Genomic DNA, 15,568 nt, shown 5'->3' on the forward strand with positions numbered 1-15,568 from the left:
GGACGTCGACGCTTGAGGGTGGGCGGTCTGCGATCGCGCGAATGGGCCAGCGGCCCTTGCGCAGGTCCGATGTCCCACCCTCGTCGCCCTCCTGACCCGCCGATGCACGGACATCGCTGGTCATTCTGCCGCCGGTAATCGCGTGCGCCACTACAGCTGAATTCCAGGAGACGGCTCATGCTTCGCCTCGTCGTCCTGGGCGCCGCCGCGGGCGGCGGAGTCCCGCAGTGGAATTGCGGCTGCGCCGTCTGCCGCGCCGCGCGCACCTCGCATCCCGAGATCTGCAACAGCCAGGCTTCGGTCGCCGTCAGTGCCGATGGCGCGAACTGGTTCCTGATCAACGCCTCGCCCGACCTGCGCCAGCAGGTGACGCGCGCACCGCAGCTGCATCCGAAGCCGGGCGCGCTGCGGCACAGCCCGATCGCCGGCGTGATCCTGACCAATGGCGAGATCGACGCCATCACCGGCCTGCTCTCGATGCGCGAAAGCTCGCCTTTTTCGATCCATGCGCACCCCAAGGTGCTTGCGATCCTCCGCTCCAACAACATTTTCGACGTGCTGAAGGAGGAGAACGTCAAGCGCGTGCCGATCGTGATCGACGTGCCGTTCCGCCCGCAGCTGCAGGACGGCGGGCCATCCGGGCTGGAGATCACGGCCTTCGCGGTGTCCGGCACCAGCGCGTGGTATCTGCGCGACAAGCAGCATCCGGGCGGCAGCTCCTCGACCGGAGACACGCTCGGCTTGAAGATCGAGGATGTCGACAGCGGGCAATATGCCTATGTCATCGCCGCCTGCGCCGGCGTCGACCATGAGCTGAAAACGAGATTGAAAGGCGCGCCGCTGGTGCTGTTCGACGGCACGGTGTGGCGCGACGACGAGATGATCCAAGCCGGACTCGGCAACAAGACCGGGCAGAGCATGGGCCATATCGCGATGTCCGGAGAGAGCGGCGCGATCAAGCAGCTGTCGGACCTCGGGATCGGCAGGAAGATCTTCCTGCACATCAACAACTCCAATCCGGCGTGGCTGCACGCCTCACCCGAGCGGCAAACGTTGGAACGCGAGGGATGGGAAATCCCCGCTGAAGGGATGGAGATCGTGCTGTGAGTGAGGTCAATCTGAGCGGGATGACGGCGCTGTCGATCGGACGCGGCGTCACGTTGAACAATGCGAGCGAATTGGAAGCGGCGCTGCGCCACATCGGCGCCACGCGCTATCACAATCACCATCCGTTTCATAAGCTCTTGCACAGCGGCAAGCTGAACAAGGGCCAGGTGCAGGCCTGGGCGCTGAACCGCTACTACTACCAGTCGACCATCCCGCTGAAGGACGCGATGGTGATGACCCGCTTCCGCGACCGCGCGACGCGGCTGGAATGGCGGCATCGCATCGAGGACCACGACGGTGACGTCGGAACCGAAGGCGGCATCGAGCGCTGGATCAAGCTGACCGAAGGCCTCGGCCTCGACACGGCCTATGTCGAATCCACCGAGGGCATCCTGCCGGCGACGCGCTTCGCGGTGGAGGCCTATGTGCATTTCTGCCGCGACCGCTCACCGCTCGAGGCGATCGCATCGTCGCTGACCGAGCTGTTCGCGCCCAGTATCCACGAGGAGCGTATCTCCGGCATGCTGGAGCACTACAGTTTCGTCAACAACGACACGATGAGTTACTTCAAGCGCCGCCTCACCCAGGCGCCGCGCGACGCCAACTTCGCCCTGCATTACGTCAGGGAGCACGCGACCACGCCGGAGCAGCGCGCCGCAGTGTGCAATGCGCTGATCTTCAAGACCAACGTGCTATGGGTGCAGCTCGACGCGCTGTATCACGCCTATGTGGAGGGCCACATTCCGCCCGGAGCGTTCGTGCCGAAGGAGGGCTGAGCGTGCGCCGTTCGGACCACCGCTCTCGCACCGCGAACGGTGCGCTCCCCTCCCCCCGCACGAAGCGGAGCTTCGCTAGGCGGGGAGGGGTTGGGGGTAGGGTCCACACGGGCAGTCTTTGCTGGGACCCCCACCCCCGCCCCCCCCCCCCCGCAAGGGGGAGGGGAGTCGTATCGCGAACTGCGCAGCCACTGTGCTCCTACAAGATCAAACGCCTTAGAGACCCCACCATGGCCCCGCGTCACATCCAGGTCACCGAAACCAGCCGCGTGGTGCTGCCGCGGCATACCAAGCTGAAGTATGACGAGACGCGGCAGGTCTGGGTGATCCTGGCCCCGGAGCGGGTGCTGGCGCCGGATGAGATCGCGGTCGAGGTGCTCCAGCTGTGCGACGGCGCGCGCAGCGTCGCCGGTATCATCGACGAGCTCGCGGCAAAGTATGCCGCGCCGCGCGACGTCATTGCCACCGATGTCGTCGCCATGCTGCAGGATCTCGCCGACAAGGGCTTTCTCACCGAGGTTCGGGAGACGACATCATGACCGAGCTGACAGACACCACTGCGCAGATCGATAGCAATGACGGCCTCGCCGTGCTGGAGCGCCGCGGCTCCGTCGCCGAGACCTTCGGCATTCCGCTCGCCGTGCTGCTCGAGCTCACGCATCGCTGCCCGCTGCAATGCCCCTATTGCTCCAACCCGCTGGAGCTCGACCGCGCCGGCCAGGAGCTGACCACGGCCGAGTGGAAGAAGGTGCTGTCGGAGCTCGCCGAGATCGGCGTGCTGCAGGTGCATTTCTCCGGCGGCGAGCCGACCGCGCGCAAGGACATCGTCGAGCTGGTCGCTCACGCCAATGATGTCGGGCTCTACACCAATCTCATCACCTCGGCCGTGCTGCTGACGCGCGAGCGGCTGAAGGAGCTCGCCGATGCCGGCCTCTGCCACGTGCAGATCAGCTTCCAGGGCAACGAGCCCGTCGTCGCCGACCGCGTCGGCGGCTACAAGGGCGGCCACGCCAAGAAGCTCGAGGTCGCTAAGTGGACTCGCGAACTCGATCTGCCGCTGACGGTGAACGCCGTGATGCACCGGCAGAACCTGCACCAGCTGCCCGACATCATCCAGATGGCGGTCGATCTCGACGCGGACCGGCTGGAGGTCGCCAACGTGCAATATTACGGCTGGGCCTTGAAGAACCGCGCCAGCCTGATGCCGACCTATCAGCAGCTCGAGGAGACCGACCGCCTCGTCGAGGAGGCCCGCGAGCGGCTGAGGGGCACGCTGACGATCGACTATGTCGTGCCGGATTATTATGCGCTGCGGCCGAAGAAGTGCATGGGCGGCTGGGGCCGGCAGTTCTTCAACATCTCGCCGTCCGGCAAGGTGCTGCCGTGCCACGCGGCCGAGAGCATCACCGGGCTCGACTTCATGTCGGTGCGCTCGAACAACTCGATCGCCTGGATCTGGCAGAATTCCGAAGCCTTCAACCGCTATCGCGGCACCGGCTGGATGAGGGAACCGTGCAAGAGTTGCGAGTTCCGCGAGATCGATTTCGGCGGCTGCCGCTGCCAGGCCTTCGCGCTGACCGGCGACGCCGCCAATACCGATCCCGCCTGCACCCTGTCGCCGCTGCACGAGAGCATCTTCAAGCAGGCCGAGCGCGATGCCGCCTCCGGTCAGGACCGCTTCCTGTATCGCAATTTTGCCGGCGGCACGCCCGAGAGCCACGATGCCTGACGCCGAAGCCGGCCGCGCCGCCGCGCGCCGCAACGATCCGTTCGCGCCGCTGACGTCGGAATGGCTCGACGTCTCCGGCGGCCACCAGATCTATGTCGAGAGCAGCGGCCGCGAGGGCGGGCGTCCCGCCGTCTATCTGCACGGCGGCCCCGGGTCCGGCTGCCAGCCGGATCACCGCCGCCTGTTCGATCCGGAGCGCTTCCACGCCGTGCTGTTCGACCAGCGCGGCGCCGGCCGCTCGCGCCCCTCGCGCAGCCGCGACAACAACACCCTGCCCGATCTGATCGCCGACATGGAGGCGATCCGCGCCAAGTTCGGCTTCGAGCGCTGGATGGTCGTCGGCGGCTCCTGGGGCGCAACGCTCGCTCTGGCATATGCCGAAGCGCATCCGGAGCGCGTGAGCGGCCTGGTTCTGCGTGCGACTTTTCTCGGCACACGCGCCGAAGTGGAGATGGCGTTCGGCGAGACGCTGGCGCGCTTCCACCCCTCGCTCCACCGCGACTTCCTGGAGATGCTGCCGGAGAACGAGCGCGCCAATCCGTGCCAATCCTATTTCAAGCGCATCCTCGATCCGGATCCGGCGATCCACGGCCCGGCCGCCCGCGCCTGGCATGACACCGAGCGGGCGCTCTCGGAGGTGAAGCCGTCGCGCACCCATCTCGACCGTCTCGCCATCCGCTCCGGCAGCGCGCTGCCGGCGACGCCGTTCATGGAGGCGCATTACTTCTCGCACGACAGCTTCATGGCGCCCGACCAGCTGCTGCGCGGTGCGGCGAGGCTCGCCGGCATTCCCGGCATCATCGTGCAGGGCCGCTACGACCTGCTCTGCCCGCCCCAGACCTCTGCCCGGCTCGCCGACGTCTGGCGCGACGCCGAAATCCGTGTCGTCGAAGCCGCAGGTCACAATCTTTATGATCCCGGCATCCGCGATGCGGTCATGAAAGCCATCTGCGATATGGCGACGCGCGCGAGCGCGCCTTAAACACATCACTCATTCCCCTCATGCTGAGGAGGCGCGTCAGCGCCGTCTCGAAGCATGAGGCCCGCGCCATCCGGGCCTCATCCTTCGAGACGGCCGCCTTTAGCGGCCTCCTCAGGATGAGGATCACTACACGTACCAGGAGGCTCGAGATGCCCATCGCCGGGAAAGGCATGCTGTTGACGTCGATGAACATCGACGCCGCTCACGAGGCCGATTTCAACCGCTGGTATGACAGCGAGCATCTCGAGGAGCGCATCGCGATCCCCGGCTTCATCGAGGCGCGGCGCTATGTCGCCGAGCAGGGCAGCCCGAAATATCTCTGCCTGTATTCGACCGAGACGATCGAGGTGCTCGACAGCGACACCTATCGCGCGCGGCTGGAGGCGCCGACGGAGTGGTCGAAGGCGGTGATGGCGCAGTTCAAGAACATGATCCGCAGTGTTGCGCGCATCACGATCTCGAAAGGCGCCGGCCGCGGCGCCGTGCTCGGCATCATCCGGTTGCGGCCGAAGCCGGGACAGGATGGCGACTTACGCGATGCGCTGCAGATCGAGCTCGATCCGCGCGAGCTCAGAGGCGTGATCTCGATGCACCTGCTCGAAGGCGATGCCGATCTGTCCGGTCCCGCGGCTGGTGTCCCAGCAACCTCACGCGATGCGGACTGGTTCATCCTGATCGACGGCACCGACAGCCACGCGATTGCAACACTGATGACGACACGCTTCGCGGCGATCGATGGACCGCTGGCAACGCAGATTTCCGCCGGGATCTATCGGCTGATGTGGGACCTCAGCCGCGCTGATATCGCGACCAACTAAGTCAGTCCCGCTCTCGCTGTCGTCATGGCCGGGCTCGTCCCGGCCATCCACGTCGTTAGGCATTCTGAGCTCGACGCGGATGCCCGGGACAAGCCCGGGCATGACGACTGAGTGCGCGGTGATTTCCTTACGCCCCTCTCCATTTCGTCGCCGCCACACATTTCGCATCGCAACACATGGCCGCATCGCGCCTGCAATGCGGCAACGCACCACTGTGCATGACCACCAGCCCTGCAAATTTGCCTTTGTGTGCGCCTTGGAATGGCTCTAGTCTGATATGACTATTCAATTGAGCCATTCAAAAAACAGAAGGGCGACGAACAGGGCCTGCTCCGGACCTCAACCGATCCTCTGCTGATCCTGAATATCAGTCGTCCTCACGTCAGGAAGGCCGCGCGAAACTGGTTCGCCGCGCGGACAGGGTAGGAATGAGAGCGACTGATATCTCGGCCCCCGACTACTTCCACAAAGTGGTCGATTGCCAATGGGCTTGTCCCGCACACACGCCGGTCCCCGAATACATCCGACTGATCGCCGAGGGTCGCTACAGCGACGCCTACATGATCAATTGGAAGTCGAACGTGTTTCCCGGCATCCTCGGACGCACCTGCGATCGCCCGTGCGAGCCCGCCTGCCGACGCGGACGCGTCGAGGAGAGCCCGGTGGCGATCTGCCGGCTGAAGCGCGTCGCCGCCGACTTCAAGGACGACGTGCAGCAGCGCATGCCGCGGCCGGTCGCGAAGAACGGTTGCCGCATCGCGCTGGTCGGCGGCGGTCCGGCGTCGCTGACTGTCGCGCGCGACCTCGCGCCGCTCGGTTATCATTGTACGGTGTTCGACGCCGATCCCAAGCCGGGCGGCATGATGCGCTCGCAGATTCCCAAATTTCGCCTGCCCGACAGCGTGATCGACGAAGAGACGGGCTACGTGCTCAGCCTCGGCGTCGACTACAAGGCCGGCCATCGCATCGACAGCCTCAAGGCGCTGCTGTCCGACAATTACGACGCCGTGTTCATCGGCTCCGGCGCTCCGCGCGGCCGCGAGCTGAACATTCCCGGCCGCAAGGAAGCCGCAGGAAATATCCATCTCGGCATCGATTGGCTCTCCAGCGTCTCCTTCGGTCACACCGACAAGATCGGCAAGCGCGTGATCGTGCTCGGCGGCGGCAACACCGCAATGGATTGCTGCCGTACCGCGCGCCGGCTCGGCGGCGAGGACGTGAAGGTCATCGTCCGCTCCGGCTTCGAGGAGATGAAGGCGTCTCCTTGGGAGAAAGAGGACGCGCTGCATGAAGATATCCCGATCCTCAACTATCTCGTGCCGGTCGCCTTCAAACACGACAATGGCACGCTCACAGGCGTCACCTTCCAGAAGGTGAAGGCCGAGTATGACGACAAGGGCCGCCGCTCGCTGGTGCCGTCAGGCGAGCCCGACGTGACCTATGACTGCGACGACGTGCTGGTCGCGGTCGGCCAGGAGAATGCCTTCCCCTGGATCGAAGCCGATTGCGGCATCACCTTCGACAAATGGCACATGCCCGTGGTCGATCCGAAAACCTTCGTCTCGACCAACCCAAAAGTGTTCTTCGGCGGCGACGCCGCGTTCGGCCCGAAGAACATCATCTGGGCGGTTGCGCAGGGCCACGAAGCGGCACTGTCGATCCATCGGCTGCTATCCGGCGAGGACGTCACCGAGCGGCCGCTGCCGGAGGTGCATGTCTCCTCGCAGAAGATGGGCATCCACGAATGGAGCTATGACAACGACATCTCGCCGGAGAAGCGCTTCAAGGTGCCGCATCGCGACAAGGTGGTGGCGCTGAAGGACATCCGCACCGAGGTCGAGCTCGGCTATGACGTCAAGCTGGCGCTCGGTGAGGCGCATCGTTGCCTGAACTGCGACGTGCAGACGGTGTTCTCCAACACGCTGTGCATCGAATGCGACGCCTGCGCCGACATCTGCCCGATGGACTGCATCACCTTCACCGAGAATGGCGAGGAGGCCGATCTCAGGTCGCGGCTCAAGGCGCCGTCAGTTCATCCCGACCAGAGCCTCTACGTGTCCTCGGACCTCAAGACCGGGCGCGTGATGGTGAAGGACGAGGACGTCTGCCTCCATTGCGGCCTGTGCGCCGAACGCTGCCCCACAGGTGCGTGGGACATGCAGAAATACTTCATCGAGACGACTCACGCAGGTACCGCATGTCCCAGCAAGCGCCGCTCAGCAGCGTAAACGACTTCGTCGTCCGCTTCGCCAACGTCAACGGCTCCGGCTCGGCCAGCGCCAACGAGCTGTTCGCGCGCGCCGTGCTCCGCCACGGCGTGCCGGTGAGCCCCCGCAACATCTTCCCCTCGAACATCCAGGGCCTGCCGACCTGGTACGAGGTGCGCGTCACCGAGGCGGGCCATCTCGGCGCCCGCGGCGGCGGCACCGATCTGATGGTGGCGATGAACCCGCAGACCTGGGACAAGGACGTCGCCGGCATCGTGCCGGGCGGCTATCTGTTGTACGATTCGACCAAGCCGATGCCGTCGACCAAATTCCGCGACGACATCACGGTCATCGGCGTGCCGCTGACCGCGATCACCAACTCGACCTATTCCGATCCGCGGCAGCGCCAGCTGTTCAAGAACATCATCTATCTCGGCGCACTCTCGGCGCTGCTCGACATGGACCCGAAGCTGATCGAGCAGCTGATCGGCGAGCAGTACAGGGGCAAGGAGAAGCTGCTCTCCTCCAACGTCCACGCGCTACATCTCGGCCGCGACTGGGCGCTGCAGAATTTGAAATGCCCGATCGGCCTGCGCATCAGGAAGGCCGACAAGGTCGGCGACCGCATCTTCCTCGAAGGCAACAATGCCGCCGCGCTCGGCGCCGTTTATGGCGGCGCCACCGTCTGCGCGTGGTATCCGATTACGCCATCTTCGTCGCTGGCGGAGGCGTTCGCCAATCACTGCAAGAAGCTGCGGCATGATCCTGACACCGGGCAGGCCAGATACGCGATCGTGCAGGCCGAGGACGAGCTCGCCTCGATCGGCATGGTGGTCGGCGCGTCCTGGAACGGCGCTCGCGCCTTCACCACGACGTCGGGGCCCGGCGTGTCGCTGATGACCGAGTTCATCGGCCTGTCCTACTTCGCCGAGATCCCGGCCGTGATCATGAACGTGCAGCGCGCCGGTCCCTCGACCGGCATGCCGACTCGCACCCAGCAGTGCGACCTGATCGCCTGCGGCTATGCCTCGCATGGCGACACCAAGCACGTGATGCTGTTCCCCGAGGACCCGGCGGAAGCTTTCGAATTCGCAGCGGCATCGTTCGATCTCGCCGAACGGCTGCAGACCACGGTCTTCCTGATGCTCGATCTCGACATCGGCATGAACCAGCGGCTGTGCCGGCCGCTGAAATGGGACGATTCACGACAGTATGACCGCGGCAAGGTGATGACCGCCGAGATGCTCGACGAAGGCCGCGACTTCGGCCGCTACCTCGACGTTGACGGCGACGGCATCCCGTTCCGCACCTATCCCGGCACGCACCCGACCAAGGGCTCCTACTTCACCCGCGGCACCTCGCGCGACCGCTATGCGCGCTACTCGGAGGAAGGCGCCGTCTACGCCGACAACGTCCAGCGCCTGCTGCGCAAGTTCCAGACCGCGCAGGACATGGTGCCGCGGCCGCTGCAGGCCAACGCCGCCAAGCCGACCAAATATGGCGTGATCTATTTCGGCTCGACGGCGCCGGCGATGGACGAGGCGATCGGCCTGCTGGAAGCGCGCGGCCACCAGCTTGACCGGATGCGCGTCCGTGCCTTCCCGTTCCATTCCAGCGTGGCGAGCTTCATCGCCGAGCACGACTTCGTCTATGTCGTCGAGCAGAACCGCGACGGCCAGCTGCGCCAGCTGATCGTCAACGAGAACGGCATCGACCCGGTCCGGCTGGTGCCGATCCTGCATTATGACGGCACGCCGATCACCGCGCGATTCATCGCGGACTCCATCGGCACGCATCAGGACCAGATCCGGGTCACCCCGCTGCGCAAGGCGGTGTCTTAATGTCGGCCCCACTCTCTCCTTCGTCATGCCCGGGCTTGACCCGGGCATCCACGTCTTTTCTCCTCGGTGCTCCCACGTGGATGGCCGGGACAAGCCCGGCCATGACGGCGCTGGGTGACAGGGTGCTCTCATGACCTACATCGCAAAGCCGAAATTCCAGCATCCCGGCATCAGGAAGAACGCGCTGGGCTACAGCCATCGCGACTACGAGGGCAAGATCTCGACCTTGTGCGCCGGTTGCGGCCACGATTCGATCACGGCGTCGATCATAGAGGCCTGCTTCGAGCTGTCGATCGAGCCGCACCGGGTGGCCAAGATCTCCGGCATCGGCTGCTCGTCGAAGACGCCGGACTATTTCCTCGGCAATTCGCACGGCTTCAACACCGTGCACGGCCGCATGCCCTCGGTGCTGACCGGTGCCAACCTCGCCAATCGCGAGTTGATCTATCTCGGCGTCTCCGGCGACGGCGATTCCGCCTCGATCGGCTTCGGCCAGTTCGCCCATGCGATCCGCCGCGGCGTCAACATGACCTATATCGTCGAGAACAACGGCGTCTACGGCCTGACCAAGGGCCAGTTCTCGGCCACCGCCGACCGCGGCTCGAAGTCGAAGAAGGGCGTCACCAACACCGACAACCCGATCGACCTCGTCGGCATCGCATTGCAGCTCGGGGCGACCTATGTGGCGCGTTCGTTCTCCGGCGACAAGAAGCAGCTGGTGCCGATCATCGAGGGTGCGATCCGGCACAAGGGCGCGGCGTTCATCGACGTCATCAGCCCGTGCATCGCCTTCAACAATCACGCCGGCTCGACCAAGAGTTTTGACTATGTCCGCGAGCACAATGACGCCGTCAACCGGCTGGACGTGCTGACCGGCCGCGATCCGATCGAGATCGACCAGGATCCCGGCACGGTGCAGATCGTCGAGCAGCACGACGGCTCGCGGCTGGCGCTTCGCAAGCTCGACGCCGACTACGATCCGCACGACCGGCTGGGCGCAATGACCTTCCTGCAGAAGCACGCCGCGCAAGGGCAGATCGTGACGGGGCTGCTGTACGTCGATCCCGAGGCGGACGACCTGCACAGCCATCTCAACACGGTGGAGCGGCCGTTGAACCGGCTGGAAGCGGCGGATCTGTGCCCGGGACAGAGCGTGCTCGACAAGATCAACGCGAGCCTGCGTTGACGCATCCGGCTCTCGTAGCCCGGATGAGCGCCAGCCGACGCCGCTTCGGCGTCGGCGATAGCGATATCCGGGTTCACCGCAACAGCGCGTGAGACCCCGGATGTCGCGCCCGCCCCCGCCCTTCGGGCGCAGGCGTCCGCTCATCCGGGCTACGATCTCTCATGATGAGCCAGACTGCGCCCGCAGCGCACCCGCCCAGACCCGTTCGAGCTGCGCGAGCGCCTCCCGCAGCGGCAGCGTAGACAGCGCATCATCGTCACCGCTCACCAGCCCGAACTCCCGCAGCCTGATCAGCGCCTCATCGATATTGAAGGCCCGCCCCAGCCCGAACATCTGCTGCAGCAATTCCTCGACATGGCTGCCGAGCGACGCCCGGCTGAGCGGCACCGACGCCAGCAGCAACCCGCCATAGGCCAGCACCGCCTCCTTCCAGTCCTGGTCCTCGGCCTCGCCGATCAGGTAGTTGAAGATGCCGGAATTGTTGTTGACGTTGCGGAAGTAGATGTTGTCGGTGACCTGCTTCTGGTGGATCAGCGACTGGCGGTGGAAATTGCCCCATTGCCTGAGGATGAAGGCGCCGAGTGCGAACAGGCCGGACAGCGCCGCCAGCGCCTGCTCGGTGTCGTTGTCATGCACCGTGCCGCTGAGGCCGAGATAGAAGCCGGCGACGATGAACAGCACGGTCAAGGTCGAAGCCAGCTTGAGCAGGATCGGCACGCCGCCGACCAGCGCCGGCACGCCCAAGGTCAGCTGCTCGCGCAGGCCCATCACGACGCGGACGTTCGGCAGCAGCGCTTCGAGGTCGAAGCGCGCGATGTGACGGAAATATTTGAACAGGACGGCGCCGCCGCGGATCTTGTTGCGCCCCCGCCAGGCGGCGGTCTTGCGTTTCTTCTTGGTAGGCTCGTCGGGCTTGGTCGCGACCATCAGAATGATGTCGTCATAGACCTCGATGTCCTGCTGGCGCCGCCGCAGGCCATAGAGCTGGGGGACCTCGATCGTCTCCTGATGCACGCCCCGTCGGAACATGCGAACGGAGCGATAATCAGAGATCGGCGCCTTTAGCTTGACCCTGACCAGCGCATGCTCGGCAAAGGCGCGCTCGATCTCGTCATGGGTGATCTCGATGAAATTGGCCTCGCCGAGCACGCGGGCGAACTCGTCGGTGAGGCTGCCATAGGCGACGTCAAGCTCGGCGGGCGAGTGGTGGCGACCGGCGGGGACTTCGGGATCGAAGTCGAAATAGGCGTCGCGCAGGCGATCGAGCTCGTCGAAATATTCATGATGCAGGATGGCGCCGAGCATCTGGGCGAGGCGGCGCAGATCGGCCGACTGGGCTTCATCCAGGCCGCCATGCGAGATCACCGCGTCGAGAACGTCGGACTTGCGGATCGGAATGAACCGGTCCCGCCGGCTCGTCGCCACCGTCTCCTTTGTCCCAACCACGCCTTACGCCCACTTCGATCGACGTTCTCACCGGCCGGCGTTCAAGCCGGCCGCACGCACCATAGCGGCCCGGTCAGACTTGCGCCACTTGCTGGGGAGAAGCCCGGCTCGTCTCAAGACATGCGAGGCGATCGCACAGGATGTTTCTCTTCGATGTAACGCTGGATGCTGCCACAGGGCCCGTGGGCTCCCCTCCCCCTTGCGGGGAGGGGTCGGGGGTGGGAGTCCACGAACTCCGCTGGATATGAGGCGATGGAACGTGAGAAGCTGGATAGCGGCAGCATCCACTTGATTTTGCCCCACGTGAGTTCAGCGCCCGGGGACCCCCACCCCCAACCCCTCCCCGCAAGGGGGAGGGGAGCGCACCGTCCACGTGCTGACAGCCCGGCTCACATAATCGAAGGTTCGACTGTCCAAAACTCAAACCTGTCTACCCCCTGGCGGCCGCGCTACGCGGCCGCCGGTTGTATCCGGGGATTGAGCACGTACTCCTTCAGCACCTTGTCGGTGGCGGCGTCGACCTCGGTGAGCTGGACGTCGTAGCTCCAGAGATCGGCGAGGTGCTGCAGCACGCGCTTCGTATCGGTCTCATTCAGCTGCGCGCCCTTCACCACCGTATGCCGCAGCATCAGGCGGCGGTCGCCGGCGAGGTCGACGTCGACCACCTCGATGTTCGGGTCGATGTACCCGACATCGTACTGCTTCGACAGCTCGCGGCGGATGCGGCGATAGCCGCGCTCGTCATGGATGGCGTCGACCAGGATGCCGGCGCGCTCGGCCGGATCATCATGCAGGTGGAACAGCCGGAAGTGGCGGATCAGGTTCGGGCTGAGGAACTGGCTGATGAAGCTCTCGTCGCGATAATTGGCCCAGACGTCGCGCAGCACCGCCATCTCGTCGCCGGTGCCGGCGATGTCCGGGAACCACTCGCGGTCCTCCTCGGTCGGATCCTTCACGATGCGCTCGATGTCCTGCATGATCGCGAAGCCGAGCGCGTAAGGATTGAAGCCGGAGAAGCGCGGATCGTCGAACTCCGGCTGGAACACCACGTTGGTGTGCGACTGCAGGAACTCCAGAAAGTTGCCGTCGGTGAGACGGCCCTCCTCATGCAGCCGCTTCATGATGCGGTAGTGCACGTAGGTTGCCGTGCCCTCGTTCATGACCTTGGTCTGGCCCTGCGGATAGAAATACTGCGCGATGTGGCGGACGATGCGCAGCAGCTCGCGCTGCCACGGCGCCAGCCGCGGCGCACTCTTTTCCAGGAAGTAGAGCAGGTTCTCCTGCGGCAGGCCGAGCAGCGCACGCCGGCGCTCCACGTTCAGCACCGCGCTGGTCTTGGCGGGTCCGGTCGGCACGGTGCGCCAGAGATCGTTGAACTGCTCCTCCTCGTAGAGCCTGCGCTTGCCGGCGCGCTTCTCCTCCTCGCGGAAGTCGAGCTTCTTCTTGCCGGGATAGCGGTCGACTCCGTGCGACATCAGCGCATGCGCGGCGTCGAGCGTGTGCTCGACCGCCATGCGGCCGAACCGCTCCTCGCATTGCGCGATATAGCCGCGGGCGAAATCGAGATAATCGAGGATGCCGTCGGCATCGGTCCACTGCTTGAACAAATAGTTGTTCTTGAAGAAATGGTTGTGGCCGAACGCAGCATGCGCGATGACCAAGGTCTGCATCGTCGCCGTGTTCTCTTCCATCAGATAGGAGATGCAGGGCGAGGAGTTGATCACGATCTCATAGGCGAGACCCATCAGGCCCTTGCGGTACGATGCCTCGTGATAGGCGAAGTGCTTGCCGAACGACCAGTGCTTGTAGAACAGGGGCATGCCGACCGAGGAATAGGCGTCGAGCATCTGCTCGGCGGTGATGACCTCGATCTGGTTCGGATAGGTATCGAGCCCGAGCTCCTTCTGCGCCACGGTCTCGCAGGCATCGTGGATGCGCTGCAGGGTGAGGAAATTCCAGTCGGCGCCTTCGAACAGCAATCCGCTCATGAGGCCGCCCTCTCCTGCGTGGTGCCGCGACGCTGAAACAGGTCATGGAACACCGGGAAGATCTCGCTGCGGTCGCGCACCTTGCGCATCGACAGCGGCTGGCCGTTGGCACGCAGCCGCTCATACAGTGACCACAGCGCCGAGTCCGGCATCTCGAACGAATAGGTGCCGGATTCGCCGACTTCGAGATAGGCGAAGAACTGCGACACCGGCAGGATGTTGTCGGTCAGGAGCCGCGCGACATTCTCGGAATCGGAGGTTGCGTTGTCACCGTCGGAGGCCTGCGCCGCGTAGATGTTCCAATCGGATGGGCGGAAGCGCGAGCGGACGATGTCGTGCATGCACTGGAGCGCGCTGGAGACCAAGGTGCCGCCGGACGCCGGGCCGTAGAAGAAGGTCTGCTCGTCGACCTCCTCGGCGCGGTCGGTGTGACGGATGAACACGATCTCGACGTGGCGGTAGCGCCGCGTGAGAAAGACGTAGAGCAGCATGTAGAAGCGCTTGGCGAGGTCCTTCATGTGCTCGGACATCGAGCCGGAGACGTCCATCAGGCAGAACATCACCGCCTGCGCGATCGGCTTCGGCACCGCCTCGAAACGGCGATAGCGGATGTCGATGGGATCGATGAAGGGGATGCGCTTGGCCTTGGCCTTCAAGCCTTCGAGCTCGGCCACCAGCGCGGCCTTCTTCTCCTCGTCGGTCTCCTGCTCGATTTTGTCCTCGAGCTCGGCAATCGCCTCCGGCCGCGGCCGGCGCAGCGCGACGCGGCGCGCCATGGCGCGGGTGACGGTGCGGCTGATCGAGATGTTGGCCGGTGAGCCCGAGGTGGAATAGCCCGCGCGCACCAGGCCCTCGCTCTCGGCCTCGGCGAATTTGCGCTTGGCGAGATCCGGCAGTTCGAGGTCGTCGAGGAAGAGATTGACGAACTCCTCCTTGCTCAGCACGAAGCGGAAGGCGTCCTCGCTGTCGCCCTGGCCGGGGCCGGATTTGCGGCCGCTGCCGTCGCCCGAGCGCGGCAGGATGTCGCCCTCGATGAACTTCTTGTTGCCCGGCAGCACCATATCGCGGGTGCCGCCCTCGCGCCGGAAGCGCGGCTCGTCCATGCCGTCGAGCGGGATCGAGACCTCGCCGCCCTCCAGCACGTCCTTGATGTCGCGGTCCTGCGAGGTCTTCTTGACCGCCCCTTGAACGAGAGCCTTGGCGCGTCGCAAAAATCGCTGACGATTTTCGAGACTTTTGCCGCCCGGATTCAAGCGCCGATCAATGATGTGCATGACCACGTTCCATACGCCTCCTGCTGCAGCGGCTTCGACTCCTGCTCTCCCCCGCCGCGATGCCGCGGTGCAGCGTCAGATCCGACACGGCACCCGCATCAGCTCCTGTTCGACGCACCGGTGACCCTTGGCGTCGAACCATTCACCTTCATCATAGCCTGGCGCCGACGCCAATCCGTCGGCCTGTCACACGCGCAGTGAACACCGGCGCCGG

12 protein-coding genes are annotated in these 15,568 nt (G+C 65.0%); 9 read left to right on the plus strand and 3 right to left on the minus strand.

What is annotated here, in order from left to right:
* The first annotated feature begins 177 nt into the window (after positions 1-177).
* The 9 genes from pqqB (at position 178) to BRADO_RS27010 (ending at position 10,646) form a co-directional block, all read left to right on the plus strand.
* Complete coding sequence (gene pqqB, locus BRADO_RS26970) at positions 178-1,107, plus strand: pyrroloquinoline quinone biosynthesis protein PqqB (protein ID WP_012029363.1); 930 nt, start codon at positions 178-180, stop codon at positions 1,105-1,107.
* A gap of 20 nt (positions 1,108-1,127) precedes the next feature.
* The gene (gene pqqC / locus BRADO_RS26975; protein WP_371259371.1) at positions 1,128-1,883 is read left to right on the plus strand and encodes a pyrroloquinoline-quinone synthase PqqC; all 756 of its coding nucleotides are present in this window, start codon (positions 1,128-1,130) and stop codon (positions 1,881-1,883) included.
* Between the two features lie 230 nt (positions 1,884-2,113).
* Positions 2,114-2,422, plus strand: a complete 309-nt coding sequence (gene pqqD, locus BRADO_RS26980) for a pyrroloquinoline quinone biosynthesis peptide chaperone PqqD (protein WP_012029365.1) — start codon at positions 2,114-2,116, stop codon at positions 2,420-2,422.
* Positions 2,419-3,612, plus strand: a complete 1,194-nt coding sequence (pqqE, locus tag BRADO_RS26985; protein WP_012029366.1) for a pyrroloquinoline quinone biosynthesis protein PqqE — start codon at positions 2,419-2,421, stop codon at positions 3,610-3,612. The genes pqqD and pqqE overlap by 4 nt, the downstream gene beginning before the upstream one ends.
* Positions 3,605-4,594 carry a prolyl aminopeptidase gene (pip, locus tag BRADO_RS26990; RefSeq protein ID WP_012029367.1) on the plus strand — a complete coding sequence of 330 codons (990 nt, stop codon included), beginning with the start codon at positions 3,605-3,607 and terminating at the stop codon, positions 4,592-4,594. The genes pqqE and pip overlap by 8 nt, the downstream gene beginning before the upstream one ends.
* 149 nt (positions 4,595-4,743) lie before the next feature.
* A complete protein-coding gene (locus BRADO_RS26995; RefSeq protein WP_012029368.1) occupies positions 4,744-5,412 on the plus strand; it encodes a DUF4286 family protein in 669 nt (222 codons plus the stop codon).
* A gap of 428 nt (positions 5,413-5,840) precedes the next feature.
* Positions 5,841-7,640 (plus strand): FAD-dependent oxidoreductase, encoded by a 1,800-nt coding sequence (locus BRADO_RS27000; RefSeq protein WP_012029369.1) that lies wholly within the window; start codon positions 5,841-5,843, stop codon positions 7,638-7,640.
* Positions 7,610-9,460 (plus strand): 2-oxoacid:acceptor oxidoreductase subunit alpha, encoded by a 1,851-nt coding sequence (locus BRADO_RS27005; RefSeq protein ID WP_012029370.1) that lies wholly within the window; start codon positions 7,610-7,612, stop codon positions 9,458-9,460. Before BRADO_RS27000 ends, BRADO_RS27005 begins: the two co-directional genes overlap by 31 nt.
* 130 nt (positions 9,461-9,590) lie before the next feature.
* Positions 9,591-10,646 carry a 2-oxoacid:ferredoxin oxidoreductase subunit beta gene (locus tag BRADO_RS27010; protein ID WP_012029371.1) on the plus strand — a complete coding sequence of 352 codons (1,056 nt, stop codon included), beginning with the start codon at positions 9,591-9,593 and terminating at the stop codon, positions 10,644-10,646.
* A gap of 159 nt (positions 10,647-10,805) precedes the next feature.
* Here BRADO_RS27010 and BRADO_RS27015 read toward each other — a convergent pair whose 3' ends face one another.
* From BRADO_RS27015 to BRADO_RS27025, 3 genes are all read right to left on the minus strand, one after another.
* Positions 10,806-12,071: a TMEM143 family protein gene (locus BRADO_RS27015; RefSeq protein WP_012029372.1), complete on the minus strand. Its 1,266-nt coding sequence runs from the start codon at positions 12,069-12,071 to the stop codon at positions 10,806-10,808.
* Between the two features lie 470 nt (positions 12,072-12,541).
* Positions 12,542-14,080 (minus strand): SpoVR family protein, encoded by a 1,539-nt coding sequence (locus BRADO_RS27020; protein ID WP_012029373.1) that lies wholly within the window; start codon positions 14,078-14,080, stop codon positions 12,542-12,544.
* Positions 14,077-15,354, minus strand: a complete 1,278-nt coding sequence (locus BRADO_RS27025) for a YeaH/YhbH family protein (protein WP_012029374.1) — start codon at positions 15,352-15,354, stop codon at positions 14,077-14,079. Before BRADO_RS27025 ends, BRADO_RS27020 begins: the two co-directional genes overlap by 4 nt.
* Between the last annotated feature and the right edge of the window lie 214 nt (positions 15,355-15,568).

Origin of the sequence: Bradyrhizobium sp. ORS 278, from assembly GCF_000026145.1 — a bacterium.
GTDB lineage: Bacteria > Pseudomonadota > Alphaproteobacteria > Rhizobiales > Xanthobacteraceae > Bradyrhizobium.